This window comes from Streptomyces sp. NPDC107500 (assembly GCF_055582785.1).
In genome coordinates this window covers 76,546-102,347 of sequence record NZ_JBVJPF010000005.1, presented here as the reverse complement: position 1 = coordinate 102,347, position 25,802 = coordinate 76,546, and the positions used below count along the sequence as shown (strand labels likewise).

26 protein-coding genes and 2 tRNA genes are annotated in these 25,802 nt (G+C 72.4%); 14 read left to right on the top strand and 14 right to left on the bottom strand.

What is annotated here, in order from left to right:
* The first annotated feature begins 55 nt into the window (after window positions 1-55).
* Window positions 56-128 (top strand) — tRNA-Arg (locus tag ACZ67M_RS20740).
* A 150-nt stretch (window positions 129-278) separates the two neighbouring features.
* Entirely contained in the window at window positions 279-1,766 is a 1,488-nt protein-coding gene (locus ACZ67M_RS20735; RefSeq protein ID WP_361356563.1) for a peptidoglycan D,D-transpeptidase FtsI family protein, read from the top strand.
* A gap of 28 nt (window positions 1,767-1,794) precedes the next feature.
* On the opposite strand, the gene ACZ67M_RS20730 is transcribed toward ACZ67M_RS20735, so the two are convergent.
* On the bottom strand, window positions 1,795-2,154 hold the full coding sequence (locus tag ACZ67M_RS20730; RefSeq protein ID WP_125494988.1) for a winged helix-turn-helix transcriptional regulator: 360 nt from the start codon (window positions 2,152-2,154) through the stop codon (window positions 1,795-1,797).
* A gap of 46 nt (window positions 2,155-2,200) precedes the next feature.
* On the opposite strand from ACZ67M_RS20730, the gene ACZ67M_RS20725 reads away from it, so the two are divergent.
* The 8 genes from ACZ67M_RS20725 to ACZ67M_RS20690 all read left to right on the top strand — a co-directional run bounded on the left by ACZ67M_RS20725 (window position 2,201) and on the right by ACZ67M_RS20690 (window position 12,411).
* Complete coding sequence (locus tag ACZ67M_RS20725) at window positions 2,201-3,082, top strand: DUF2797 domain-containing protein (RefSeq protein WP_469852119.1); 882 nt, start codon at window positions 2,201-2,203, stop codon at window positions 3,080-3,082.
* 65 nt (window positions 3,083-3,147) lie between these two features.
* A complete protein-coding gene (locus ACZ67M_RS20720; protein WP_361356559.1) occupies window positions 3,148-4,038 on the top strand; it encodes an amidohydrolase family protein in 891 nt (296 codons plus the stop codon).
* A 76-nt stretch (window positions 4,039-4,114) separates the two neighbouring features.
* The gene (locus ACZ67M_RS20715) at window positions 4,115-4,855 is read left to right on the top strand and encodes a response regulator transcription factor (protein WP_125494991.1); all 741 of its coding nucleotides are present in this window, start codon (window positions 4,115-4,117) and stop codon (window positions 4,853-4,855) included.
* A complete protein-coding gene (locus ACZ67M_RS20710) occupies window positions 4,852-6,399 on the top strand; it encodes a sensor histidine kinase (protein ID WP_469852117.1) in 1,548 nt (515 codons plus the stop codon). Before ACZ67M_RS20715 ends, ACZ67M_RS20710 begins: the two co-directional genes overlap by 4 nt.
* Window positions 6,400-6,413: 14 nt before the next feature.
* Window positions 6,414-7,778 (top strand): bifunctional glycosyltransferase family 2/GtrA family protein, encoded by a 1,365-nt coding sequence (locus ACZ67M_RS20705; protein WP_392011026.1) that lies wholly within the window; start codon window positions 6,414-6,416, stop codon window positions 7,776-7,778.
* Complete coding sequence (locus tag ACZ67M_RS20700) at window positions 7,775-9,994, top strand: ArnT family glycosyltransferase (protein WP_469852116.1); 2,220 nt, start codon at window positions 7,775-7,777, stop codon at window positions 9,992-9,994. Before ACZ67M_RS20705 ends, ACZ67M_RS20700 begins: the two co-directional genes overlap by 4 nt.
* A 46-nt stretch (window positions 9,995-10,040) precedes the next feature.
* Entirely contained in the window at window positions 10,041-11,531 is a 1,491-nt protein-coding gene (locus ACZ67M_RS20695; RefSeq protein WP_469852114.1) for an MFS transporter, read from the top strand.
* A gap of 121 nt (window positions 11,532-11,652) precedes the next feature.
* Window positions 11,653-12,411, top strand: coding sequence for a TetR/AcrR family transcriptional regulator (locus ACZ67M_RS20690; protein ID WP_361356550.1), 759 nt, complete (start codon window positions 11,653-11,655; stop codon window positions 12,409-12,411).
* 30 nt (window positions 12,412-12,441) lie between these two features.
* Here ACZ67M_RS20690 and ACZ67M_RS20685 read toward each other — a convergent pair whose 3' ends face one another.
* Both ACZ67M_RS20685 and ACZ67M_RS20680 read right to left on the bottom strand, forming a co-directional pair.
* The gene (locus ACZ67M_RS20685) at window positions 12,442-12,912 is read right to left on the bottom strand and encodes a PPOX class F420-dependent oxidoreductase (RefSeq protein WP_125493770.1); all 471 of its coding nucleotides are present in this window, start codon (window positions 12,910-12,912) and stop codon (window positions 12,442-12,444) included.
* A 73-nt stretch (window positions 12,913-12,985) separates the two neighbouring features.
* On the bottom strand, window positions 12,986-13,354 hold the full coding sequence (locus ACZ67M_RS20680; protein WP_469852113.1) for an STAS domain-containing protein: 369 nt from the start codon (window positions 13,352-13,354) through the stop codon (window positions 12,986-12,988).
* A gap of 217 nt (window positions 13,355-13,571) precedes the next feature.
* On the opposite strand from ACZ67M_RS20680, the gene ACZ67M_RS20675 reads away from it, so the two are divergent.
* The gene (locus ACZ67M_RS20675) at window positions 13,572-14,324 is read left to right on the top strand and encodes an ANTAR domain-containing protein (RefSeq protein WP_392237107.1); all 753 of its coding nucleotides are present in this window, start codon (window positions 13,572-13,574) and stop codon (window positions 14,322-14,324) included.
* Window positions 14,325-14,342: 18 nt separating this feature from the next.
* On the top strand, window positions 14,343-15,044 hold the full coding sequence (locus ACZ67M_RS20670; RefSeq protein ID WP_385800557.1) for an ANTAR domain-containing protein: 702 nt from the start codon (window positions 14,343-14,345) through the stop codon (window positions 15,042-15,044).
* On the opposite strand, the gene ACZ67M_RS20665 is transcribed toward ACZ67M_RS20670, so the two are convergent.
* The 3 genes from ACZ67M_RS20665 to ACZ67M_RS20655 all read right to left on the bottom strand — a co-directional run bounded on the left by ACZ67M_RS20665 (window position 15,027) and on the right by ACZ67M_RS20655 (window position 19,042).
* Window positions 15,027-15,848 (bottom strand): YceI family protein, encoded by an 822-nt coding sequence (locus ACZ67M_RS20665; protein ID WP_125493766.1) that lies wholly within the window; start codon window positions 15,846-15,848, stop codon window positions 15,027-15,029. The genes ACZ67M_RS20670 and ACZ67M_RS20665 overlap by 18 nt on opposite strands.
* A 109-nt stretch (window positions 15,849-15,957) precedes the next feature.
* Window positions 15,958-18,456 carry an MFS transporter gene (locus ACZ67M_RS20660; RefSeq protein WP_467320432.1) on the bottom strand — a complete coding sequence of 833 codons (2,499 nt, stop codon included), beginning with the start codon at window positions 18,454-18,456 and terminating at the stop codon, window positions 15,958-15,960.
* Between the two features lie 85 nt (window positions 18,457-18,541).
* Window positions 18,542-19,042, bottom strand: a complete 501-nt coding sequence (locus ACZ67M_RS20655; protein ID WP_064728712.1) for a MarR family winged helix-turn-helix transcriptional regulator — start codon at window positions 19,040-19,042, stop codon at window positions 18,542-18,544.
* Window positions 19,043-19,249: 207 nt separating this feature from the next.
* Between ACZ67M_RS20655 and ACZ67M_RS20650 the strand changes: the two genes are divergently transcribed.
* Window positions 19,250-19,447: a hypothetical protein gene (locus ACZ67M_RS20650; protein WP_361356539.1), complete on the top strand. Its 198-nt coding sequence runs from the start codon at window positions 19,250-19,252 to the stop codon at window positions 19,445-19,447.
* Between the two features lie 999 nt (window positions 19,448-20,446).
* On the opposite strand, the gene ACZ67M_RS20645 is transcribed toward ACZ67M_RS20650, so the two are convergent.
* The 8 genes from ACZ67M_RS20645 to ACZ67M_RS20610 all read right to left on the bottom strand — a co-directional run bounded on the left by ACZ67M_RS20645 (window position 20,447) and on the right by ACZ67M_RS20610 (window position 25,013).
* The gene (locus ACZ67M_RS20645; RefSeq protein WP_361356538.1) at window positions 20,447-21,367 is read right to left on the bottom strand and encodes an RNA polymerase sigma factor SigF; all 921 of its coding nucleotides are present in this window, start codon (window positions 21,365-21,367) and stop codon (window positions 20,447-20,449) included.
* Window positions 21,368-21,659: 292 nt separating this feature from the next.
* The gene (locus tag ACZ67M_RS20640) at window positions 21,660-22,523 is read right to left on the bottom strand and encodes an RNA polymerase sigma factor SigF (protein ID WP_382814231.1); all 864 of its coding nucleotides are present in this window, start codon (window positions 22,521-22,523) and stop codon (window positions 21,660-21,662) included.
* Window positions 22,524-22,726: 203 nt separating this feature from the next.
* Window positions 22,727-23,020 (bottom strand): Dabb family protein, encoded by a 294-nt coding sequence (locus tag ACZ67M_RS20635; protein WP_161329153.1) that lies wholly within the window; start codon window positions 23,018-23,020, stop codon window positions 22,727-22,729.
* Entirely contained in the window at window positions 23,020-23,196 is a 177-nt protein-coding gene (locus ACZ67M_RS20630; RefSeq protein ID WP_052836888.1) for a hypothetical protein, read from the bottom strand. The genes ACZ67M_RS20635 and ACZ67M_RS20630 overlap by 1 nt, the downstream gene beginning before the upstream one ends.
* Window positions 23,197-23,285: 89 nt before the next feature.
* Window positions 23,286-23,370, bottom strand: a tRNA-Ser gene (locus ACZ67M_RS20625).
* A gap of 66 nt (window positions 23,371-23,436) precedes the next feature.
* Window positions 23,437-23,868 carry a tRNA adenosine(34) deaminase TadA gene (gene tadA, locus ACZ67M_RS20620; RefSeq protein WP_122616895.1) on the bottom strand — a complete coding sequence of 144 codons (432 nt, stop codon included), beginning with the start codon at window positions 23,866-23,868 and terminating at the stop codon, window positions 23,437-23,439.
* Window positions 23,869-23,942: 74 nt separating this feature from the next.
* Window positions 23,943-24,488, bottom strand: a complete 546-nt coding sequence (locus ACZ67M_RS20615; protein ID WP_469852588.1) for a tRNA adenosine deaminase-associated protein — start codon at window positions 24,486-24,488, stop codon at window positions 23,943-23,945.
* A 300-nt stretch (window positions 24,489-24,788) separates the two neighbouring features.
* On the bottom strand, window positions 24,789-25,013 hold the full coding sequence (locus ACZ67M_RS20610) for a DUF4461 domain-containing protein (RefSeq protein ID WP_161329154.1): 225 nt from the start codon (window positions 25,011-25,013) through the stop codon (window positions 24,789-24,791).
* 139 nt (window positions 25,014-25,152) lie between these two features.
* On the opposite strand from ACZ67M_RS20610, the gene upp reads away from it, so the two are divergent.
* A complete protein-coding gene (gene upp, locus ACZ67M_RS20605; RefSeq protein WP_031036926.1) occupies window positions 25,153-25,788 on the top strand; it encodes a uracil phosphoribosyltransferase in 636 nt (211 codons plus the stop codon).
* The last annotated feature ends 14 nt before the right edge of the window (window positions 25,789-25,802 follow it).

Below are 25,802 nucleotides of genomic sequence, written 5' to 3'. Positions count from 1 at the left end.
GTCGCCGCGAGCGGGCCGGAAGGGCCGGGAGCGGCGGTTAAACTGAAGAACACAAGCACTCGTAGCTTAACGGATAGAGCATCTGACTACGGATCAGAAGGTTGCAGGTTCGAATCCTGCCGAGTGCACATCTGTCGAAGGCCCGTCGAATCGCCGACGGGCCTTCGGTGTTTTCCGGTCGACGTGATCGTCTTTCGCAAGTGTGTCTAGGGTGTGCGCATGTTGCGAGGACGCATCTTCTTCATATCCGACCGGCCGAGCCTCGACGGAGGCACCCGGTGAACAAGCCGCTGAGGGCCGTGGCGATCTTCTGCGGGCTGCTGGTGCTCGGTCTGCTGATCCGGGCGAACTGGCTGCAGTACGTCCGTGCCCCGGAGCTCGCCTCCGACGACAAGAACCGACGGGTCCAGATCGAGCAGTTCGCCACCCCGCGCGGCGACATCGTCGTCGGCGGCCGGGCCGTCACCGGCTCCGCCGAGGTGAAGGGCACCGACCTCAAGTTCAAGCGCACCTACGCCGACGGGCCGATGTACGCCCCGGTGACGGGATACGCGTCGCAGGCCCAGGGCATGACGCTGCTGGAGAAGACCTACGACGGCATCCTCACCGGCAAGGACGACCGGCTGGCCTTCCAGCGGTTCGCCGACGTCGTCAGTGGTGAGGGACGGCGGGCCGGCTCGGTGGTCACCACCATCGACCCGAAGGCGCAGAAGGCCGCCTGGGACGGGCTGACCGACCTGAAGGGCGCCCGGGGCGCCGTGGTCGCGCTGGACCCGCAGACGGGGAAGGTGCTGGCACTGGTCTCTGCGCCCTCCTACGATCCGTCGAAGTTCGCGGGCAGCACCTTCAAGGAGTCCGACCGCTTCGTGGCGCTGGACAAGCAGAAGAACAAGCCGCTGGCCAACCGCGCGCTGCGCGAGACCTACCCGCCCGGCTCGACCTTCAAGATCCTCACCGCGGCCGCCGCCCTGGAGCACGGGATCGTCTCGGACGTCGACGCCCGCACGGACGCCGCCTCCCCGTACCAGCTGCCGCAGGCCAGCAACAAGATCGGCAGCGAGGCCGGCGACGCGGTCTGCAACAAGGCCTCGATGAAGACCGCCATGCAGTACTCCTGCAACAACGTCTTCCTGGACGCCGCCGCCAAGCTGGGGCAGGACAAGATGCGCGAGACGGCGCAGAAGTTCGGGTTCAACGAGAACGTCTACTCCGAGGAGTTCGGCGACCTGCTCGCCTCCAAGAGCCTCTACCCGGAGGACCTCGACGCGCCGGGCACCGCGCTCACCGGCATGGGCCAGGGCAGCCTGACCAGTACGCCGATGCAGATGGCCATGGTCACCGCCGGGCTGGCCAACGACGGCAAGGTGATGCAGCCGTACATCGTCGACGAGGTCAAGGGACCGGATCTCGGGACGCTGGAGAAGACCGAGCCCAAGGTGATGAGCGAGGCCGTCTCCGCCGAGACCGCGCAGAAGGTCCAGGAGATGATGGAGTTCACCGCCAAGGAGGGCAGCGCCCGTCGCGCCCAGATCGACGGGATCACGGTCGGCGGCAAGACCGGTACCGCGCAGCGCGGTGTCAACGTCAACGACGAGGTGCCCTACGGCTGGTTCGTCTCCTACGGCAAGAAGGACGACGGGTCCTCCGTCGCCGTGGCCGTCTTCATCGACCCGACCGACATGGACATCTCCCGTGAGGACATCTCCGGTGGCGGTCTCGGCGCTCCGATCGCCAAGAGCGTCATGAAGGCGGTCCTCCAGCAGTGACGCCGGAGGCGGTGGTGGCGGTGGTGGTTCAGGCTCCCGCGGCGTCGTACGCCTCGCGGGCCCGCTCGACCGCCGCCATCCGCCGCTCCGTCCACAGCGCCAGGTCCCTGACCTGCTCGGCGGCCTCCCGCCCGAGGCCGGTCAGGGAGTAGTCGACGCGCGGCGGGATCACCGGCTTGGCGTCCCGGTGGACCAGGCCGTCGCGCTCCAGGGTGCGCAGGGTCTGCGCCAGCATCTTCTCGCTGACGCTGCCGATCTCGCGGCGCAGCTCGCTGAAACGGTAGGGGCGCTCCAGCAACGCGATCAGGGCCAGCGTGCCCCAGCGGCTGGTGACGTGCTCCATGACCAGGCGCTCGGGGCACAGCGGGTCGATGTCTGCCATGTCCATACGGTACTTCCGCCGTTGTCAGTGGTGGCCTCTAGTCTCGACGGTGATGGCACAGGCATGGAAGTGCGCGGGGCTGCGCTGGACGGGCGAGGGCCCGGTGCTGACGTGGGCCGGGGGGCGGAGCAGCGCCCTGGCCCGGGGGAGACGGGTGGCCTTCGCGGTCGCCGAGGGGGGTGTCCGGACATGCGTGGGAGCGCGGGGGAACGCGTGCCCGGTGCGCGCCGGTGTGCCGCGGCGGAGCACGGGGGCGCGGTGCGAGGAGTGCGCGCGGCTGGACCGGGCGCACTCCGTGGCCGCCGACACCATCGCGGACGACCCGCGGCCGTACCGCGTCTACCTGGCCTGGTTCGGGCCCGGCCTGGTCAAGGTGGGGATCACCGCGCAGGCGCGGGGCCCGGCCCGGCTGCTGGAGCAGGGCGCCGTCTGCTTCAGCTGGCTGGGCCGCGGGCCCCTGATGGCCGCGCGGCGGACCGAGGAGCTGCTGCGGGCGGCGCTGGGCGTCCCGGACCGGATTCCGTACGCGCACAAGCGGGCGGTGCGCGCCGCGCTGCCCGGGACGGGGGCGGAGCGGTCGGCCGAGATCGCGGAGCTGCACGCGCGGGCGGTGGCGCTCGGCGGCTGGCCGGAGTCGCTGACGCCGGAGCCGTTCCGGGGTGTGGACCACGCGGGCGTCTTCGGGATCGAGGGTCCGGACCGGTGCCCGGCCGCCGTGGGAGAGGTGGCCGAGCTGGTGGCGGGCGGGGCGATCGGGGGCGCGCTGGTGGCGGCCGCCGGGCCGGATCTGCATCTGGCGACGGAGCGCGGGGTCGTCGTCCTCGACACCCGGCTGATGACGGGGTGGGAGCTGGTGTCGGCCGGCGGGGAGCCCTGTGCCGTGCCGGTGCGTGAGTACAGAGAGGCGGCCGGGGTCCAGGACGAGCTGTTCTGAGAGCCCTCCCACCCCCCTTCCCACTCCCTCTTGTCCGGGGGCGGGCCGGGCGCGATCGTGGCCCCATGAGTGATCACGAGGCCGGGCAGGTCCGGCGGTTCTGGGAGGGGCTCGGGCTGCCCGGGCTGGTCGACGTGCACACCCACTTCATGCCCGAGCGGGTGCTGGCCAAGGTCTGGGCCTACTTCGACGGCCTCGGCCCGCTGACCGGCGGATTCGAATGGCCGATCACCTACCGGCAGGAGGAGGACGAACGCGCGGCGCTGCTCCGGGAGTTCGGCGTGCGGGCCTTCACGGCGATGCTGTACCCGCACAAGGCCGGGATGGCCGAGTGGCTGAACGGCTGGGCGGTGGACTTCGCCCGCCGCACACCCGACTGCCTGCACACCTCCACCCTCTTCCCCGAGCCGGGCGTCGAGGCGTACGTCCGGCGGGCCGTCGAGTCGGGGGCGCGGGTCTTCAAGGCGCACGTGCAGGTGGGGGCGTACGACCCGGCCGACGAACTGCTCGACGCGGCCTGGGGCGTGCTCGCGGAGGCGGGGGTCCCGGTCGTCGTCCACTGCGGGTCGGGGCCCGCGCCCGGCAAGCACACCGGGCCCGAGCCGATCGCCCGGGTGCTGGCCCGGCACCCCCGGCTGCGGCTGATCGTCGCGCACCTCGGGATGCCCGAGTACGAGGACTTCCTCGACCTCGCCGAGCGGTACGGCGAGGTGCGGCTGGACACGACCATGGCCTTCACCGACTTCAGCGAACGCCTCGCGCCCTTTCCCCGCCGGGCGCTGCCCAGGCTCGCGGACCTCGGCGACCGGATCCTGCTCGGCTCGGACTTTCCCAACATTCCGTACCCCTACCTGCACCAGCTGCACGCCCTGGAGCGGCTGGACCTGGGCGACGCCTGGCTGCGGGGGGTGTGCCACGACAACGGGGCGCGGCTGTTCGGCCTGGCGGAGGGCTGAGGCGCCCCGGGGTTTCTCAGAGAATTCACAGCTTGGGGCAAGGGCGTTCTCAGGGCGTCCCGCCATCGTCTCCGGTATGACCACGACCTCGCCCCAGGGGCGCACCGAACTGCTGAGGCCGGACGGGAGCCCCGTCCGGGTGCTTGTGGTGGACGACGAGCAGTCCATCACCGAGCTGCTCTCCATGGCCCTGCGCTACGAGGGCTGGCAGATCCGCAGCGCCGGGGACGGCCACGGCGCCGTCCAGTCCGCGCGGGACTTCCGGCCCGACGCCGTCGTGCTGGACATGATGCTGCCCGACATGGACGGCCTGAGCGTGCTGGGGCGGCTGCGCCGCGACCTGCCGGACGTGCCGGTGCTGTTCCTGACCGCCAAGGACGCGGTCGAGGACCGTATCGCCGGGCTGACCGCGGGCGGGGACGACTACGTCACCAAGCCGTTCAGCCTGGAGGAGGTCGTCGCCCGGCTGCGCGGCCTGATCCGGCGCTCGGGCGCCGCCGACCGGCGTTCCGAGTCCGTCCTCGTCGTCGGCGACCTCACGCTGGACGAGGACAGCCACGAGGTCACCCGGGGCGGCGACGGCATCCACCTCACCGCCACCGAGTTCGAGCTGCTGCGGTTCCTGATGCGCAACCCGCGGCGCGTGCTGAGCAAGGCGCAGATCCTGGACCGCGTGTGGTCGTACGACTTCGGCGGTCAGGCCAACGTCGTCGAGCTGTACATCTCGTACCTGCGGCGGAAGATCGACGCCGGACGCGAGCCGATGATCCACACCCGGCGCGGAGCCGGTTACCTGATCAAGCCCGCCTCCTCATGACCCGACGGCGACGACCGCGGCCGCGGACCCTGCGCACCCGGCTCGTCGTCGCGTCGGTGGCGCTGATCGCCGTGGTCTGCGCGGTGATCGGGACCGTGACGACGGTGGCGCTGCGCTCCCATCTGTACGAGCAGCTGGACAAGCAGGTGGACGAGGTCGCGATGCGGGTGTCCGGGTTCGGGCCGCCCGGCGACGGCCGGCCGGGCGGCGGGGTGCCGCAGCGGATGGACCTCGACGAGTTCGTCACCCGCGGACCGCAGCCTCGCGACACGATCGTCGCCGAGGTCCGGGACGGTGCCGTCGTCGACGCCAAGTACGGCGAGAAGGACGAGGACAGCACCAACTTCAGCGGCACCAGCCCGGTCGCCCTCACCGAGGCGGAGCGCGCCGCGCTGGCGTCCGTTCCCCGCGACGGCGGCCGGCACACCGTCGAGATCGGCGACCTCGGCGACTACCGCGTGGAGTACAAGGACGGCTACTACGCCGCCGTTCCGACCTCCGAGGTGACCAGCACCGTCAACACCCTGATCCTGGTGGAGGCCAGCGTCACCGCCGCCGGTCTCATCGCCGCCTCCCTCGCCGGGACCGTCATCGTCGGCGTCGCCACCCGCCCCCTGCGCCGGGTCGCCGCCACCGCCGGCCGGGTCTCCGAACTCCCCCTGCACGCGGGCGAGGTGAACCTCGACGAACGCGTCCCGGAGTCCGAGTGCGACCCGCACACCGAGGTCGGCCGGGTCGGGTCCGCCCTCAACCGGATGCTCGACCACGTGCACGGGGCGCTGCACGCACGGCAGGAGAGCGAGACGCGGGTACGGCAGTTCGTCGCGGACGCCAGCCACGAGCTGCGCACCCCGCTGTCCTCCATCCGCGGGTACGCCGAACTCACCCGCAGGGGACGCGAAGAGGTCGGCCCCGACACCCGGCACGCCCTCGGCCGCATCGAGTCCGAGGCCGGGCGGATGACCCTCCTGGTCGAGGATCTGCTGCTGCTCGCCCGCCTGGACGCCGGGCGGCCGTTGCGGTTCGAGTGGACCGACCTCGTACCGCTGGTCGTGGACTCCGTCAGCGACGCCCGCGCGGCCGGGCTCGGCCACAACTGGCGGCTCGACCTGCCCGAGGAACCGGCACCGGTCCCGGCGGACGCCGCCCGTCTCCAGCAGGTGCTGGTCAACCTGCTGGGCAACGCCCGCAACCACACCCCGCCCGGCACCACCGTCACCGCGCGGGTGCGGGCGAGCGGCGGGTGGCTGTGCGTGGACGTCGAGGACAACGGGCCCGGGATCCCGGCGGAGTTGTTGCCGCACGTCTTCGAACGGTTCGCGCGGGGCGACTCCGCGCGCTCCCGGGCCACCGGCTCGACGGGGCTCGGGCTCGCCATCGTGCACGCCGTGACGACCGCGCACGGCGGCGGTGTGACGGTCGCGAGCGTGCCGGGGCGGACGGTCTTCACCGTGCGTCTGCCCGCCGTTCACGACCGGCCGGACACGGGGGCGCACTCACAGGCGCGGCACAGCCTCACCACACGGGTGCGACAGGGGAGTTGAGAAGAGTCGGTCCCATGCGAACCGACTCTTCTCCCGGCTCCCTGCCGGCGCGGGAGCATCTCCCGGCCACAGGAGCCGGTACGCCTGTCCTGGACGTAGTGGTCCCCGTCTACAACGAGGAGAAGGACCTGCGGCCGTGCGTCCTGCGGCTGCACGAGCACCTCACCCGGACGTTCCCCTACGCCTTCCGCATCACCGTCGCGGACAACGCCTCCACCGACGCCACCGCGCACGTCGCGGCCCGGCTGGCGGCGGACCTCGTGGAGGTCAGGTCCGTACGGCTCGAGCAGAAGGGCCGGGGACGGGCCCTGCGCACCGTCTGGTCCGCCTCGGACGCCCCGGTCCTCGCCTACATGGACGTGGACCTCTCCACCGACCTCAACGCGCTGCTGCCCCTGGTGGCGCCGCTGATCTCCGGGCACTCCGACCTCGCGATCGGCTCACGGCTCGCCCGCAGCTCGCGGGTGGTGCGCGGCGCCAAGCGGGAGTTCATCTCCCGCACCTACAACCTCATCCTGCGCGGCTCCCTCCAGGCCCGCTTCTCCGACGCCCAGTGCGGCTTCAAGGCGATCCGCCGGGACGTCGCCCAGGTGCTGCTGCCGCTGGTGGAGGACACCGGCTGGTTCTTCGACACCGAGATGCTGGTGCTCGCCGAGCGTGCCGGGTGCCGGATACACGAGGTGCCGGTCGACTGGGTCGACGACCCCCACTCCACCGTGCACATCGTCCGGACCGCGACCGACGACCTCAAGGGCGTGTGGCGGGTCGGCAGGGCGCTGGCCACCGGATCGCTGCCGCTGGACCGGCTGGCCCGGCCCTTCGGCGACGACCCGCGCGACCGTGAGCTGACGGGCGTACCGCAGGGGCTGGCCCGGCAGCTCGTCGGGTTCTGCGTCGTGGGCGTCCTGTCCACCCTCTTCTACCTGCTCCTCTACAGCGGCTTTCGCCACTTCGCCGGCTCCCAGGTCGCCAACGCGCTCGCCCTGCTGGTCTCGGCGGTCGCCAACACCGCCGCCAACCGGCGGCTGACCTTCGGGGTGCGGGGCCGGGGCGGTGCCGTGCGGCACCAGGCGCAGGGGCTGGTCGTCTTCGGCATCGGCCTCGCGCTGACCAGCGGCTCGCTCGCCGCCCTGAGCGCGGCGACGACCGACCCGGACCACTCCACCGAGCTGGCGGTGCTGATCGCGGCCAACCTCGCGGCCACCGTCCTGCGCTTCCTGCTCTTCCGCGCCTGGGTGTTCCCGGAGACGCCGGCCACCGACGCCGGCCATGTACCGGAGCCCGGGGTTCCTGATCAGTACCTGGTCTGGAGCGACGCGACCGCGCGCCTCCAGCCGGTCCACCCCGCCGCCGACACCGACCCGAGGGACGGACGATGACGACGCACTACGAACGGCCCGCGCCCGCGGGGGACACCCGGACCCCAGGCGCCGAGGGCGGGGAGCCGCCGTCCCGCGCACCGTCCGCGCACCGCGGTACCCGCCACTCCCGGGTGCACGGACTGTGGCGGGGCCGCCCCGAGGACCCCCGCTGGGTCCGCCCGGCCTTCCTCGGCCTGCTGCTGGCCACCACGCTGCTCTACCTCTGGAACCTGAGCGCCTCGGGCTACGCCAACTCCTTCTACTCGGCGGCCGTGCAGGCGGGCAGCGAGTCCTGGAAGGCGTTCTTCTTCGGCTCGCTCGACGCGGGCAACGCCATCACCGTCGACAAGCCCCCGGCCGCCCTGTGGCCGATGGCGCTGGCGGTGCGGATCTTCGGGCTCTCCTCCTGGTCGATCCTCGTCCCCGAGGTGCTGATGGGCGTCGGGACGGTCGCCGTCGTGTACGCGGCCGTGCGCCGCCGGTTCAGCCCCGCGGCCGGCCTGATCGCCGGTGCGGTGCTGGCGCTCACGCCGGTCGCCGCGCTGATGTTCCGCTTCAACAACCCGGACGCGCTGCTGGCGCTGCTGATGTCCGTCGCCTGCTACCTCGTCGTACGGGCGCTGGAGGACGGCCGGACCAAGTGGCTGGTGTGGGCGGGGGCCGCGATCGGCTTCGCGTTCCTGGCGAAGACCCTCCAGGCCTTCCTGATCCTGCCCGCGCTCGCCCTCGTCTACGGCGTCTGCGCGCCGGTGCGGCTGCGCAGGCGGCTCGGGCAGCTCGCGCTGGCGGCCCTCGCGATCGTCGTCTCCGGCGGCTGGTGGGTCGCGGTCGTGGAGCTGTGGCCCGCGTCGTCCCGCCCCTATGTCGGCGGCTCGCAGAACAACAGCTTCCTGGAGCTGACCTTCGGCTACAACGGCCTCGGGCGGCTCAACGGCGAGGAGACCGGCAGCGTCGGCGGCGGTGGGGGTCCCGGTGGCGCGGGCGGCGGGATGTGGGGCGAGACCGGCTGGGACCGGATGTTCAACTCCGAGATCGGCGGCCAGATCTCCTGGCTGCTGCCGGCCGCCCTGATCCTGCTCGTCGCGGGCCTGGTCGCCACGCGCCGCGCGGGCCGCACGGACACCGCACGCGGGTCCCTCCTGGTCTGGGGCGGTTCGCTGCTGATGACCACGGCCGTCTTCAGCTACATGGCCGGCATCTTCCACCAGTACTACACGGTGGCCCTCGCGCCCTACCTGGCGGCCGTGGTCGGCATGGGCGCCGCGGCGCTGTGGGAGCGGCGGGAGCGGATCTGGGCCTCGCTCGCCCTCGCGGCAGCGGTCACGGCGACCGCGGCGTGGGGATACGTGCTGCTCAACCGCACGCCTGACTACCTGCCGTGGCTGAAGTGGCTGGTCCTGGTCGGCGGCCTGGTCGCCGCGCTCGGGCTCGTCTTCGCCGGGCGGCTGGGGCGCCGGATCGTCCTCGCGGTCGCCGGGCTGGGCCTCGCGGCGTCGCTGGCGGCGCCGACGGCGTACACGCTGAGCACCGTGCGGGAGGGGCACAGCGGCTCCATCGTCACGGCCGGTCCGTCCGGCGCGAGCATGATGGGCGGCCCGGGCGGCGGCCGCGGCGGCTTCCCGGGCGGCGGCGACTTCCCCGGCGGGGGAACCATGCCCGGCCAAGGTCAGGGCCAGGGGCAAGGCCAGGGCCAGGGGCAAGGCCAGGGCCAGGGCGGTACCGGCAACGGTGGCTTCCCGGGCGGCGCGCCGGGCCAGAACGGCCAGATGCCGGGCGGCCAGGCCCCGAACGGTCAGACGGCACCGAACGGCCGGACCGGCGAGGGCGGCCGCACGGGCGCCGGCGGGACGGGCGGCGGCGCGGGCGGGCTGCTCAACGGCGCCCAGGTCGACTCCGAGGCCAAGAAGCTCCTGGAGACGGACGCCGGGGACTACACCTGGGCGGCCGCCGCGATCGGCTCCCAGAACGCCGCGAGCTACCAGCTCAGCACCGGCGACCCGGTGATGGCGATCGGCGGCTTCAACGGCACGGACCCGTCACCGACGCTGGCCCAGTTCAAGAAGTACGTGGCCGACGGCAGGATCCACTACTTCATCGGCGGCGGCGGCATGGGAGGCGGCATGGGAGGCGACTCCGGCACCGCGTCGCAGATCACCTCCTGGGTCGAGGCCAACTTCAAGGAGGTCACGGCCGGTTCGGCCACGTTCTACGACCTCACCCGGCCGACGAGCTGAGACCATCGTGTTGTACAGCGTATGGGAGACCTATACGCTGTACAACATGACGACGTCCTCCCAGGAACAGAAGGCCGCCCCCACGGTCCAGGGCCACCCGCAGCGCTGGCTGATCCTCGGTGTCATCAGCCTCGCCCAGCTCACGGTGGTCCTGGACAACACCGTGCTCAACGTGGCCATCCCCTCGCTCACCGGCGAACTGGGCGCGTCCACCTCCGACATCCAGTGGATGATCAACGCCTACTCGCTGGTCCAGTCCGGCCTGCTGCTCACCGCGGGCAGCGCCGCCGACCGCTACGGCCGCAAGAAGATGCTCGCGACCGGCCTCGCCCTGTTCGGCCTGGGCTCGCTGGCCGCGGGGCTCGCGGAGACCACCGGTCAGCTGATCGCGGCACGGGCCGGGATGGGCGTCGGCGGCGCCATGCTGCTGACGACCACGCTCGCCGTGGTCATGCAGATCTTCGCACCCGCCGAGCACGCGAAGGCCATCGGCATCTGGAGCGCGGTCAGCGCGCTCGGCTTCGCCTGCGGTCCGCTGATCGGCGGGTTCGTGCTCGACCACTTCTGGTGGGGCGCGATCTTCCTGATCAACCTGCCGGTCGTCGCCCTCGGTCTGGTCGCGGTCGTGACCCTGGTCCCCGAGTCGAAGGACCGGCGGGGCGACCGCCCGGATCTGCTCGGCGCCGTCCTCTCCACGATCGGGATGGCCGCGCTCGTCTACGCGATCATCTCCGGCCCCGAGCACGGCTGGTCGTCGGGGAGAGTCCTGGCCACGGCCGCCCTCGCGGTGGGGGTGCTCGGTCTCTTCGCGTACTGGGAGAGCCGGGTCCCGTATCCGATGCTCGACCTCCAGTTCTTCCGCGACCTGCGGTTCACCGGCGCGGTGGCCGGTCTGGTGCTGATCACCTTCGGGATGGGCGGCGCCCTGTTCCTGCTGACCCAGCACCTCCAGTTCGTGCTCGGCTACGGCCCGTTGGAGGCGGGGCTGCGGACGGCGCCGCTCGCCCTGACGGTGGTGCTGCTCAACTTCTCCGGCGTGGCGGCGAAGTGGCTGGCCCGGCTGGGCACGCCGGTGGCCGTGCTGCTGAGCATGGTGCTGATGTCGGCGGGCCTGGTGTGCATCGCCACCCTGGCCGGGCAGGGCTACGCCGGCACGCTGCTGGGGCTGCTGCTGATCGGCGTGGGGTGCGCGCTCGGCAACCCGGCCATGGCACACGCCCTGATGAGCGCGATTCCGCCGGCCAAGGCCGGGGTCGGCGCGGGGGTGAACGGTACGTTGGCGGAGTTCGGCAACGGGCTGGGGGTGGCCGTGCTGGGGGCGGTGCTGAACTCGCGGTTCGCGGCGCTGGTGCCCGTCGCGGCGACGTCGTTGCCGGGCGCTCTGGCCGCGGCTCAGGGCGAGGCGGAGCGGGAGCGGGTGACCGGCGCGTTCTCCTCCGGCCTCGAGAGCAGTCAGTTGGTGGGGGCGGTGGCCGTGCTGCTCGGTGGGGTGGTGGCGGCGGTGCTGCTGCGGCGGGCGGAGAAGCTGGCCGCCTGAGGGGCGGGGTGGCAGGGTAGTCGTGCGGCTGCCGGCCCGTCGTGGCTGGTCGCGCCGTTCCCCGCGCCCCTCATGGGGCGTGCGGCTGACCGGCGTTCGACGAGTCGAGGAGAAGACGCGCATGGCGAAGGCAGGGCGGCAGGGGCCCCGGGCCAGTGTCTGGATGGCGGACGCGGAGCGCCGCGGCGGGCGGCGCGGCGGGCAGCCGTCGGGGCTGGACCGGGAGCGCATCACCGCGGCCACGGTCCGGCTGCTGGACGCCGAGGGACTGGCCGGCTTCTCCATGCGCCGCCTGGCCGCCGAGCTGAACGTCACCGCGATGTCCGTCTACTGGTACGTCGACACCAAGGACGAGCTGCTCGAACTCGCCCTGGACGCGGTCTTCGGCGAGCTGCGCCACCCCGACCCGGAGGCCGGCCGGGACTGGCGCGCGCAGTTGCGCACGCTGGCCAGGGAGAACCGCGCGCTGCTGGTGCGCCACCCGTGGCTGGCCCCGCTGCTGGGCACGTACCTCAACATCGGGCCGCACTCGCTGGCGTTCTCCCGGGCCGTGCAGACCGTCATGCGCGGCAGCGGCCTGCCCGAGCACCGGCTGACGGGGGCCATCTCCGCCGTCTTCCAGTTCGTCAACGGCTACGGCACCGTCGAGGGCCGCTTCCTCGCCCGGGCGGCGGACCACGGCCGGAGCCCGGACGAGTACTTCCGGGACTCGATGGACGCGGCGACCGAGGTGCCGGACTCCGCGGACGTCGTCGGGGAGGCCCAGGAGATCATGGCGGCCCGCGGCGGCGGCACCGTCGCGGAGATGCTCGACCGGGACTTCGAGTTCGCGCTCGACCTGCTGGTCGCGGGCATCGACGCGATGGTCGAACGCGGCTGACCCCGCGTCAGCCGTGGCGCCCGGGCACTCTCAGTCGTCCGCCGCAAGCCGCGCCGGGAAGCCGCCCGTCGCCACCGGCCCCCACCGCTCCGGCGTCACCCGGACGATCGACTTGCCCTGCCGGACCATGGCCTCCCGGTACTCGTCCCAGTCGGGGTGCTCGCCGGAGATGTTGCGGAAGTACTCCACCAACGGCTCCACGGAGTCGGGCGAGTCGATGACCTCCGCCGTGCCGTCGATCTGCACCCAGGGGCCGTTCCACTCGTCGCTGAGCACGACGAGACCGACCCGCGGGTCGCGGCGCGCGTTGCGGGTCTTGGCCCGCTCCGGGTAGGTGGAGACGACGATCCGGCCGGAGTCGTCGACCCCGCAGGTCAGCGGCGACGCCTGGGGGCCGCCGTCGCCCCGCCGGGTGAGCAGGATCGCCCGGTGCCGGGGGCGGACGAAGTCCAGCAACTCGGCGAGGGAGACACGGGTGTTCGTCGCGATGTTCGGTGCCATACGACCAGCCTAGGCCGCCACGCCCCGGCGAGGGGCCCGCCGTCCCGCCGGCCGGGGCGCCGTCGCGCAGGCCCTAAGCCCCCGCGCGCAACGCCTCCGCGAGGTTGTCGTGCACCGGGACGTCGCGGCGCAGGCCGGAGAGTTCCAGGACGCGGCTCGGTACGGTCTTCGGCACGGCCACCACCCGCAGGCGGGCTTCGGCGGGGAGGCGGTGGCGTACCGCGGTGAGGAGGCGGACGCCCTGGGAGTCCATGAAACGGGTCGCGGACAGGTCCAGGACGAGGAGGCGGAAGCCGGCGGACCGCTGGTCCACGGCGGCCATGATCAGCGGCAGCAGCCCCGAGGCGTTGCAGAAGTCGATCTCTCCGGGCATGTCGAGCACCGCGCAGCCGGGTGGGTCACACGGCTCGCGCCGCCCGCAGGGTTGGGGGAGGAAGGTCACAGCACTCACCTGACAGACGTCCGTCCGGCATCCGGCCGGGCCGCTTCCTGACCCGCTGTCCATTCCACCACGCGGCCGGGCGGTACGGAAGGCGGCCTCCCGCTCCTTCGGCCGGGCGTCACCGGCACGCAACCAAGCAGCTAAAGTGCTGTTCGTCCTGTGCTCGCAGTCGGGAATGTGCTGCGGAGCTCTCCTGCGCACGGCCGTTTGGCCGGGCATGCCGAAGAGGTTCGTGGTGGCTGCGTCCGAATTTCCTGATTTGCCGCGTTTTCCGGTGGGCTTCGAGCTGGCCGAGTCCCTGACGGCGGTCGCACGCCACCTGCACGGCACGGCCACCCCCGACGACACCATGAACGCCGCCGTCGAGCTGGCCGTGCGCCTGCTCCCCGACGCGGAGCACGCGGGCATCGCGGAGATCCAGCGCAGCGGCCGGCTGCGCACCCTCGCCTGGACCGACGAGACCGTACGGTTCGCCGCCGAGCCCCGCCACGGCGGCGCCCACACCCCGCACCCGGACTGGGAGCGCCTGTGGACCACGCCCGTGGTGCGGACCGCCGACAGCGAGGCCGACGGCGCCCACAACGCCCTGTCCGGCCTCGGCCTGCGCTCGGCACTCTCGCTGCGGCTGCGCGCCGACCGGCGCCGCCTGACCGTGCTGACGGCGTACGCGCGTAAACCGCAGGCCTTCGACGAGGACGCCACCCGCGTCGGACGGCTGTTCACCGCCCATGTCTCGCTCGCCCTGGACTCGGCGACGGTGCGCGAGCAGCTCACCGAGGCGATGCGCACCCGGGACCTGATCGGCCAGGCCACCGGCATCCTCATGGAGCGCCTGGACATCGACGCGGCCGGCGCCTTCGAGTCCCTGGTCAAGGCGTCCCAGCGGGAGAACGTGAAACTGCGCGATCTGGCCCGGCGCATCGTCGACGCGAACACGGGTTCGGGCGGCCGAGGAGTCAACGAGCGGTGACGGGACAGACGTAGGGGCATGACCTCGCAGACCCCCGACACCCTCGACCGGGCGCTGGCGCGCAGCCAGGGTCTCGACACCCTGCTGCGTGACGTGACCGACCGCGCGGTCGCGGAGGTGGCCGGCGCCGCCGCCTGCTCCATCACCGTGCGCCGGTCCGACCGGCTGATGACCCTGGCGGGCAGCACCGGTCTGCCCAGCGGCCTGGACCTGCGCCAGTACGAGAACGGCTCGGGCCCTTGTGTGGACGCCGCCGACACGCAGACCCCGCAGTACGCGGCCGACCTGGCGACGGAGACCCGCTGGCCCGCGTACACCGAGTACGCGCTGGGCGCCGGCGTGCGCTGCGTGCTGGCGCTGCCGCTGCCCGTCGACGGCGAGCCGGACGCCGCGCTCAACCTCTACGGCCTCGAACCGGACGCCCTCGCCGACGGACGGGACGCCGCCCGCGCCTTCGTGGAGCGGACGGCGGCGGCCGTGAACGAGGCCCTGCGCATCGAACGGGAGCAGGCGTCGGCCGCCGACGTGCGTACCGCCCTGCTCTCCCGGAGCGTCATCGACCAGGCGGTCGGCATGGTCATGGCCGGGGAGCGGGTGGACGCCCACCAGGCCATGGAGCGGCTGCGCCGGGCCTCGCAGAACCGGAACGTCAAGCTCCGGGATCTCTGCGCCGAACTGGTGGCCCGGGCGCCCCGCGACGGCTCAGACGGCCGGCAGTGACTCCCCCTGGACCGCCTGGATGTCCAGTTCGACCCTGAGGGTCGTCCCGATGGCGGCGATGCCGGCCTGGACGACCTGGTTGTAGTTCATCGCGAAGTCCTCGCGGCGCAGCTCGGTCGTCGCGCGGAACGCCGCCCGGGTGCCGCCCCACGGGTCCGCTCCGGTGCCGAGGTAGGCCAGGTCCAGGTCGACCGGGCGGACCACGCCGTGCAGCCCCAGCTCGCCGTGGACGGTCCAGCGGTCGGGGCCGGCCTCGGACACCCCGGTGGAGCGGTAGGTGATCTCCGGGAACCGCTCGACGTCCAGGAAGTCCGGCGAGCGCAGGTGGGTGTCGCGCATGCCGTTGCCGGTGTCGATGGAGGCGGCCCGGATCACCGCCTCGACCCGGGACTTGGCGACGTCGTCCGGGGCGATCTCCACGAGGGCGGCGAAGTCGGTGAAGCGGCCCCGCACGCTGGAGATGCCGAGGTGCTGGGCGACGGCGGAGACGGCGGAGTGCGCCGGGTCGACCGTCCACGGTCCCGGCGGCGGCAGCTCGGTGCCGCCGTGCCGGGCCAGCGTCACCGTGCCGACCTCGGCCCGGCCGCTCGCGGTGACGATCGCGCTGGACGCGGCGGGCGCGTACCCGACGGCCGTGACGATGACGGTGTACGCCCCCGGCGCGAGCGGGGTGGCGTTCCGCACGGTGCCCTCGGTGTCCGCCTCGGCGCGCAGCACCTGGGTGCCGGTCATGTCGGTCACCGTGACGACCGCGTGCGACACGGCCCATCCGTCCCGCGTTCGGATCCTCGCGGTCAGTCCCATCCCGTTTTCTCCCTGCAAAGGCTCAGAAAGTGGTCGTAAAGAAGCCGGCCCGTGGTGGGCGGGCGCACCTCCGCTCAGAGCGCGCACGCCACCACGGGCCGGGGTCTCGCTACTCGCCGGGGTGGGCGAGTTCGATGTCGTGGCCGTCGGCACCCGGGCCGGCGACCGTCAGGGCCGTCGCCACCGGCGGGTAGCCGGTCGCGATGACGGTGTACTCACCGGCGTCCAGGTCGGTGAAGGCGTACGCCCCGTCCGCGCCGGTGGTGGCCGTGCCGACCACGTTGCCCGCCGCGTCGACCAGGGTGACGCGGGCGTCGGCCAGCGCGCCGTGCGGCGCCTTGACGACGCCCTGGACCCGGGCGCCGGCCTGGAGGTCGACCTCGACCCGGGTGACCCCGGTGCCGCCGACCTCGATGGGCAGGGCGCGCGGCCGGTAGCCGACGGCGTTGACCGCGACGGTCACCGTGCCCGGCACCAACTCGGCGAAGGAGAACTCGCCCTGCTCACCGGTGGCGGCGCTGGCCAGCAGGTCGCCGCGCACATCGGTCACGATCACCATGGCGTCCTTGACCGGCAGCCCGTTCTCCAGCGCCCGGACCAGACCGGTCAGACCGCTGGTCCCGCTGAGCAGGATGTCGAAGGCGACCGGCTCGTCGTTGACGACGATCGTGGAGGCCTGCGGCTGGAAACCGTCGGCGGAGGCGATCAGGACGTACGATCCCGCGCTCGGCGCGTCCAGCACGTAGGAGCCGTCGGCCTGGGCGACCGACCGGCCCAGCTGCCGGCCCGCCAGCGAGATCAGCGTGACGGCGGCCTGCGGGACCGGGGCGGACTCGGCGCCGCGGACGAAGCCGCGGACCGCGATGCCGCCGGCGACGGAGGCCGTCGGCTCACCGGAGCCGGCCGCCGTGGCGACGGCACCGAGCCGCTGGGTGGCCGCGCTCGCGGCGACCTGGGTGTCCGAGACGGCCGACGGTGCGGCGGGAGCCGCCACGGCCGCCATCGCGGCGGCCGGAACCGGCTCGCCGGCGATCCGGGTGGCCTCGGCGGGGGCGCCCGCGGTGGGCGGGGTGGCCTCGGCGGCGGCCTCCGCGGCCTGGGCGAGGGCGCCCGAGGTGCGCAGCGGGACCTCCTTGATGAACAGGGTCACCAGGAAGCCGATCAGGGCGATCGGGGCGACGTACAGGAAGATGTCGGCGATGCCGTGCCCGTAGGCGCTCTCCAGCCACTCGCGGATGCCGTGGGGCAGCATGTCCATGTCGGGGATGGCGCCGCTGCCGGAGGCCTTGGCGGCCGCCGCCTGCTCCTGCGGGCTGAGCTGCCCGATGGTGTCGGAGGCGTAGTGGCTGATCCGGCTGGACATCACGGAGCCGAGCACCGAGACGCCCACCGCGCCGCCCAGGGACCGGAAGAAGGTCACCGTGGAGGAGGCCGCGCCCAGGTCGCTCGGGGCCACCTGGTTCTGCGTGCAGAGCACCAGGTTCTGCATCATCATGCCGACGCCGAGACCCATCAGCGCCATGAAGATCGCGATGTGCCAGTACGGGGTGTCGTAGCGCATGGTGCTGAGCAGGCCCAGGCCCGCCGTGAGCAGCACGCCGCCGGCCAGCAGCCACCGCTTCCACTTGCCGGTCTTGGTGATGACGATGCCGGAGACCGTGGACGAGACGAACAGGCCGCCGATCATCGGGATCGTCATGAGCCCGGACATCGTCGGGGACTTGTCCCGCGCCAGCTGGAAGTACTGGCTGAAGTAGACGGTGCCCGCGAACATCGCGATACCGACGAACAGCGAGGCCAGCGAGGCCAGCGTGATGGTGCGGTTCTTGAACAGGCGCAGCGGGATGATCGGCTCGCTGGCCCTGGACTCGACGAAGAGGAAGATCAGGGTCAGCAGGACGGCGCCGCCGACCATGGCAGCCGTCTGCCAGGAGGCCCAGGAGTACTTGTCGTCGGCGAAGGTGACCCAGACGAGCAGCAGGCAGACGGCCGCGGTGATGAAGAAGGCGCCGGTCCAGTCGACCTTGACCTTCCGCTTGTTCACCGGCAGGTGCAGCGTCTTCTGCAGCACGATCAGCGCGATGATCGCGAAGGGCACGCCGACGTAGAGGCACCAGCGCCAGCCGAGCCAGCTGGTGTCGGTGATGACGCCGCCGAGCAGCGGGCCGCCGACGGTGGCGACGGCGAAGGTGGCGCCGAGGTAGCCGGAGTAGCGCCCGCGCTCACGCGGGGCGATCATCGCGGCCATGATGATCTGCGCCAGGGCGGAGAGACCGCCGCCGCCGAGGCCCTGGATGGCGCGGGCGGTGATCAGCATCGCCGGGTTCTGCGCCAGACCGGCGATGACGGAGCCTATGACGAAGACGACGAGGGCCGTCTGGACCAGCGCCTTCTTGCTGATCTGGTCGGCGAGCTTGCCCCACAGGGGGGTCGAGGCCGTCATCGTCAGCAGCGAGGCGGTGACGACCCAGGTGTAGGCGCTCTGGCCGCCGCCGAGGTCGCCGATGATCTCGGGCAGCGCGTTGGTGACGATGGTCGAGGACAGAATGGCGCAGAACATGCCGAGCAGCAGCCCGGACAGCGCTTCCATGATCTGCCGGTGCGTCATCGGAGCGTCTCCGGTGGAGCCTCCCCCGTGCTTGGCATGAGCCCGCACACCGGCTGGTGTGGTCGTTGCCATGGACTTCCTTTGCTTACGTGGTGATCGCGGGTGTACGGGTGGACTGTTCGTCCCCGGACAGTGCGGGAGGCCGGACCGCGGGGGCCCGGCAGTCGTCGAAGCTGGCCCTGAGGCGGGCCATGAGCCGGGAGAGCTGACCGACCTCGTCGTCGGACCAGTCGCTCAGCCGGTGGGCGAGCAGCTGGGTGGTCCGCTCGGCGATGTCGTCGAGCTGGGCGTGGCCCTCGGGCGTCAGGCGCAGGATGCGCGAGCGCTTGTCGGCGGGGTCGGGGAAGCGTTCGATCCAGCCCCGGTCCGCGACATGGGCGACATGGCGGCTGGTCACCGACATGTCCACGGCGAGCAGCTCGGCGAGCTTGCTCATGCGCATGTCCCCGTGCCGGCCGAGCAGCGTCATCACGGCCGCCGATCCGCCGGGGCAGTCGGCCGGCAGCAGCCGGCCCATCTCGCGTTTCACGGCGCCGAAGGCACTGAACTGACGGATCAGCTCCTCGTACTGCGCCTTCCCGGCCATGCGCGCACCTCCCGATTCGTTGCTTAGGGCAACGATAAGTTCCGTTGGTTGCTACAGGCAAACAAAAACGGTCGTTGCGCCATAAAAAGTTGGCAAAGGCAAGTATTACGAAAGTAAACACGCAGGTGGCGGCCTGTGGGCCGGGACAAGGCCGGTCGGGAGCCCCGCACTTGGGCGGTACCCGCGGATTCGCTAGTGTCTCGGCCCATGGCTAACAACCAGGGCCCCCAGGGCACCAACGACCCCGCAGGCAGCACCCAGATGTTCCGCGCGTTCGTCGACGACGCCCCGCAGACCCGCCAGGCGGCCCCCGCCGCCTCCTCCGGGCCCCGCATCGGCCTGATCGTCGGCATCGTCGCCGCCGTGATCGTCGTCGCGGCGGTGGCCTGGCTGGCGCTGGGCTAGACGGCACGGGGGCGGCCCTCGGGCGGGCAGGTATCCCTACGGGCACGGGCACGGGGTTCGGCGTGCCCGTGGCCTCGGCGCCGCCTTGACCTGGCGGCCGGCGTCAGGTGGCGGCTCGGCGTGCCCGTGGTCCGGCGGACCGGGCTGGACGGCTCGGTCCCGTGGCCCTGGGGCCGGCACCTGGGCTGGTCCAGTGTCCCCTTGTCCCAGCGGGTCGGCCTCCGGTTGACCGGGTCACCCGGCGGCCCGGCGGGCTCGGCATCCGTCCAGCCCAGGGGTCGGCTCCTAATGGCCCGGCGGGCTCATCGTCCGGGTGGCCGGGCGGACCGGCATCCGGATGGGCTCGGTGTCTTCTCGGCCGAGCGCATAGGCATACGGAAGCCTCGGCACCCTGGTGGCCCGACGGACCGTGGCCCGGGTGTCACCGCGGCTCGGCCGACCGGCGGCGCCCTCGGCCCGGCACTCGGCACCCGGGCGGGGCAGCCAACCCCCGGAACCGGTCCCAGGCACCCACCCGGCACAGCACCCGCACCCTGAGTGGGACGCGCACCCGCGCCCGGGTCGGGAACAGGCGCCCGGCACAGCACCCGCACCCCGGCCGCAACAGGCACCCGGCACAGCACCGCACCCGGCAACCCCCACGTCCGGCAGGGACTAGCACCCGGCACCACACCCGCGCCCCGCAGGGACAGGCCCCCGGCGCAACACCCGCACCCGGCCGCAATGGCACCCGGCGACCCCCGCGTCCGGCAGGGACTAGCACCCGGCACCACACCCGCGCCCCGCGGGGACAGGCCCCCGGCGCAAACACCCGCACCCGGCGGCAGTCGGCACCCCCGCGCCCGGCCGGGACAAGCACCCCGGCACCACACCCGCGCCCCGCAGGGCCACGCCCGGCACCCGGGACCGACCCCCGGCGTGCGACGGCGGTCGCCGTGGCACCCCCGAGGTGCCGCGGTGACCGCCGGGCCGTTGGCCGAGGCGCCGCAGGGACGGCGCTCAGTCGGAGATGAGGCCCTCGCGCAGCTGCGACAGGGTCCGGGTGAGCAGCCGGGAGACGTGCATCTGCGAGATGCCGACCTCCTCGCCGATCTGCGACTGGGTCATGTTGGCGAAGAAGCGCAGCATGATGATCCGGCGCTCCCGGGGCGGCAGCTTGGCCAGCAGCGGCTTGAGGGACTCGCGGTACTCCACACCCTCCAGCGCCGTGTCCTCGTAGCCCAGGCGGTCCGCCAGCGAGCCCTCGCCGCCGTCGTCCTCAGGGGCGGGGGAGTCCAGCGAGGAGGCGGTGTAGGCGTTGCCGACCGCGAGGCCGTCGACGACGTCCTCCTCGGACACGCCCAGCACGGCGGCCAGCTCGGCGACCGTCGGGGACCGGTCCAGCTTCTGGGACAGCTCGTCGCTGGCCTTCGTCAGCGCCAGCCGCAGCTCCTGGAGGCGGCGCGGGACGCGCACCGACCACGAGGTGTCGCGGAAGAACCGCTTGATCTCACCGACGACGGTGGGCATCGCGAACGTCGGGAACTCGACGCCCCGTTCGCAGTCGAAGCGGTCGATCGCCTTGATCAGGCCGATGGTGCCGACCTGGACGATGTCCTCCATCGGCTCGTTGCGGGAGCGGAAGCGCGCGGCGGCGTAGCGCACCAGCGGGAGATTGAGCTCGATCAGGGTGTCCCGGACGTAGCCACGTTCCGGACTGTCCTCGTCGAGGGCGGCGAGCCGCAGGAACAGGGAGCGGGACAGGGTGCGGGTGTCGATGGCCTCCGTGGCCGGGAGAGTCTGGGCCGGCACGGCGTCGAGGGTCGGAACGGCTTCGATGGCCTGGACGTCATCGACGGGGCCGAGCGCCTCGATCGTGTCGGGCGCGGTCTCGCTCTCCGCGAGCGCGAGCACCTTCGAGCTGCCCTGGTCTGCGGACATGCCACCCCCTTTGGGTCGCGGGACGGTCGCGGCACACGCTCCCACGCCGGGAACGCAGCCTTCACCTGAATACCGGAGCCGGGGCTCCGGCAAACGCGTCTCCGGAAGAATGTCACATGTCGGCAACGCGCTGTAGTGACATGTCGACATCCGAGACGCGAATACCCCCTGGAAACAGGGGGTCTGACGGCCTTTCAGCCCGATTTGGCGAGCAACGGCCCTGGTGAGCGATTCGCTCGCCCCGGTGACGTCTCGCTCGTGCTTTCGACCGCGTCCCGAGTCGGTTCCGAGGTTACGCGTCGATCCGGTTCGCGGACCTCAATCGCTGGAAACTACGCGCCAGTAGCCGCGACACGTGCATCTGGGAGACGCCGAGTTCCGCGCTGATCTGCGACTGGGTGAGGTTGCTGTAGTAGCGCAGCAGCAGGATCCGCTGCTCCCGCTCCGGGAGCTGGACCAGCAGGTGCCGTACGAGGTCGCGGTGTTCGACGCCGTCGAGGGCCGGGTCCTCGTAGCCGAGCCGGTCGAGCAGGCCGGGCAGCCCGTCGCCCTCCTGGGCGGCCTCCAGCGAGGTGGCGTGGTACGACCGTCCCGCCTCGATGCAGGACAGCACCTCGTCCTCGGTGATGCGCAGCCGCTCGGCGATCTCGGCGGTCGTCGGGGACCGCCCGAAGGAGGTCGTCAGGTCCTCGGTCGCGCTGTTGACCTGCACCCACAGCTCGTGCAGCCGGCGCGGCACGTGCACCGTGCGGACGTTGTCGCGGAAGTACCGCTTGATCTCGCCGACGACGGTGGGCATCGCGAAGGTCGGGAACTGCACGCCCCGCTCCGGGTCGAAGCGGTCGATGGCGTTGATGAGCCCGATGGTGCCGACCTGGACGACGTCCTCCATCGGCTCGTTGCGGGAGCGGAAGCGGGCGGCGGCGTAGCGCACGAGCGGGAGGTTGGCCTCGATGAGCGCCGCGCGCACCCGGTCGTGCTCCGGCGTGCCCGGGGTGAGGTCCTTGAGTTCACCGAAGAGCACCTGGGTCAGGGCGCGAGTGTCGGCGCCCCGGCTGCGTGGCGGCGCGGGTGCCTCCGGTTCCTGGGGCTGGGCCTCGGTCGAGGCCTGGGCGGGTGGTGCGGGCGGTGCTTGAGGCGCAGTACTGGCCGGCACGGTCAACTCCACCTCGTGATCAGTCAGCTCTTCCGTCAACTCATCCGTCAAAAGCGGTCATAGCATCACAAGACATGTCCACTGTGTGCAAGCACCGCATAGTGCCGTGTTGAGTGAAAGCGGAACGGCCCCGCACCGAGTGGGTGCGGGGCCGGGGAGCGCGCGGGCCGTACCGGAGCCCGTCCGTGGTGGAACTCGGACCGCTAGAACTCGTAGTCGGCGATCACCCAGGTGGCGAACTCGCGCCAGAGCGCGACGCCGGCCTGGTGCGCCGGGTGTTCGAGGTAGCGGGTGAGGGCGTCGGCGTCGTCCACGGCCGAGTTGATGGCGAAGTCGTAGGCGATGGGCCGGTCGCTGATGTTCCAGGCGCACTCCCAGAAGCGCAGCTCCTCGATCCGGCCGCCGAGCGCCCGGAAGGCCTCGACGCCCTTCACGACGCGCGGGTCGTCGCGCTCGACGCCGTCGTTCAGCTTGAACAGCACGAGGTGGCGGATCATCACTCTCCTCCATTGGCGGCCCAGGTCATGAAGTCGCCCACGGCGCCCGCCGCGTCGGATATGCCCTGGAAACCTATCTGGACGTAGTCGGCGGCCTTCGCCGGATCGGTGATGATCACATACAGCACGAAGACCACGAGCACGTAGACGGCGATCTTCTTCGAGTTCACCGCCACCGCGGCCTCCCCTGTCCCTTTCGACGCACGCCTTTCGGTCGAACATGATCGCACGAAGGGCCCCGTCTTTCGACGGGGCCCTTCAAGAGCGGTAGCGGAGGGATTTGAACCCTCGGTGACTTGCGCCACACTCGCTTTCGAGGCGAGCTCCTTCGGCCGCTCGGACACGCTACCGAGAGAGACCTTACAACAGAGTGCGGCCTGGTCTGAAATCGGTTCTGGACGCCCGGCACGGGGCCGTCAGCGGTCCCGGAAGAAGTCCGTGAGCAGCAGGGCGCAGTCGTCCGCGAGCACGCCCTCGATCACCTCGGGACGGTGGTTGAGCCGGCGGTCGCGCACGACGTCCCACAGGGAGCCGGCCGCCCCCGCCTTGTCGTCGCGCGCGCCGTAGACGACGCGGTCCACGCGGGACTGCACCAGCGCGCCCGCGCACATCGTGCACGGCTCCAGGGTCACGACGAGCGTGCAGCCGGCCAGCCGCCACTCTCCGAGTACCGCGGCCGCCCGCCGGACGGCGAGCACCTCGGCGTGGGCCGTCGGGTCGCCGGTGGCCTCGCGTTCGTTGTGCCCGGCCGCCAGGACGGTCCGGCCGTCCGGCGCCAGCAGGACGGCGCCGACCGGGACGTCCCCGCCGCGCGCGGCCCGCCCGGCCTCGGCCAGGGCGAGCCGCATCGCGGTCCGCCACCGGTCGCGCACCGGGTCGGGCGGTACGGCGGGGTCCGTGTCGTGCTCCTGCTCCGGTCCGGTCAGCGGACGGTCTCCAGCACGTCGGAGGCGCCCAGCGCCTCGGCGATCTCCCCGACCGCGTCCCCGGACATCGAGCGCAGTTCCTTCTCGCTCACGCCGAGGTCGTCGAGGACCTCCGGGTCACCGACCGGGCCGTGCGGCACGGCCTCGCCGGCGCCGGCGGCACCGTCGGAGCCCTCGGCACCGTCCTCGTCGTCGTCGTCGGACTCGCCGTCCTCGGTGCCGTCGAGGTCGAGGGCGTCGAGGTCGTCGTCGTCACCGGGGTCCCGGCCGAGCAACTCGTCGGTGAGCAGGATCTCGCCGTAGCTGCTGCGGGCGGCCGCGGCGGCGTCCGATACGTAGATGCGCGGGTCCTCCTCGCCGTCCACCCGGACGACTCCGAACCACGCGTCCTCCTGCTCGATCAGCACGAGCACCGTGTCCTCGTCGGGTGAGGCCTCCCGGGCCAGGTCGGCCAGATCCGACAGGGTCTCCACATCGTCGAGCTCCGTGTCGCTCGCTTCCCACCCGTCTTCGGTGCGCGCGAGCAGTGCGGCGAAGTACACCGTGACTCTCCCACTGGTCATAGGCGTGCCGGTTGGGGGTCCCCCCGGCGGAGGCTGTGGGCGGGGGAGCGGTGCTCCGAGCCCACCCACTCGGAATCGTGGCAGAAACAAGGCGCTGAGGGGACGTCTTCGGAGCCCTGTGTCCGGCAGTTTTGCCCGGCGTCCCGGGAATTGCGTACCCGGGCAGCCGCCCTGCCGCCGCCACGTGCGGATCGTACGCGGATTCTTCCGACTCCCCGCATACGCCCGTTCCGACCAACGTCGGCGCGGCGCGCGATCTTCCCCGGCCGGGGCGGAAAGTCACCAGCGGAAGGTGCGCATGCGCATCGCGTGCCGCAGCCGGGCGACCTTGACGCGGCGCGGCTGCACGCGGTCCCGCAGCTCACGGGCCTCCGCGAGGTCGCGCAGGAACTGGGCCCGGCGCCGTCGCCGCTCGGCTCCCCGGTCCCGCTCCGTCTCCGTACCGCGTCGGGCCCCGGGCTCCTCGCCGCGGGCCGGCATGTCGTGGAAGTTCCGGTCAGGCACAGTCTCACCACCCAGTCTCCGTCCCTCCCACCTTCCCCCGCCCGGGCGGTTTGACTCCGGCGAATGAGTGGCGCGGGTGTCCGGTGGCTTGCCCGCCGCGGGGACGACGGCCCCACGGGGCCCGGTTACTGTGGGGGACATGCGTCTCCACGTCGTCGACCACCCCCTGGTCGCCCACAAGCTCACCACGCTGCGCGACCAGCGCACCGACTCCGCGACCTTCCGCCGTCTCGCCGACGAGCTGGTCACCCTGCTCGCCTACGAGGCCACGCGCGACGTGCGCACCGAACAGGTCGACATCCGCACGCCTGTCTCGCAGACCACGGGCGTCAAGCTCTCCCACCCGCGCCCGCTGGTGGTGCCGATCCTGCGGGCCGGCCTCGGCATGCTCGACGGCATGGTCCGGCTGCTGCCGACCGCGGAGGTGGGCTTCCTCGGCATGATCCGCAACGAGGAGACGCTCCAGGCCTCCACCTACGCGACCCGCATGCCGGAGGACCTGTCCGGTCGCCAGGTGTACGTCCTGGACCCGATGCTGGCCACCGGCGGCACCCTGGTCGCGTCGATCCGTGAGCTGATCAAGCGCGGCGCCGACGACGTGACGGCCGTGGTGCTGCTCGCGGCCCCCGAGGGCGTCGAGCTGATGGAGCGCGAGCTGGCCGGCACCCCGGTGACCGTGGTGACGGCCTCGGTGGACGAGCGCCTGAACGAGCAGGGCTACATCGTCCCGGGCCTCGGCGACGCGGGCGACCGCATGTACGGAGCGGCCGAGTAGCACCCGCGGAGACC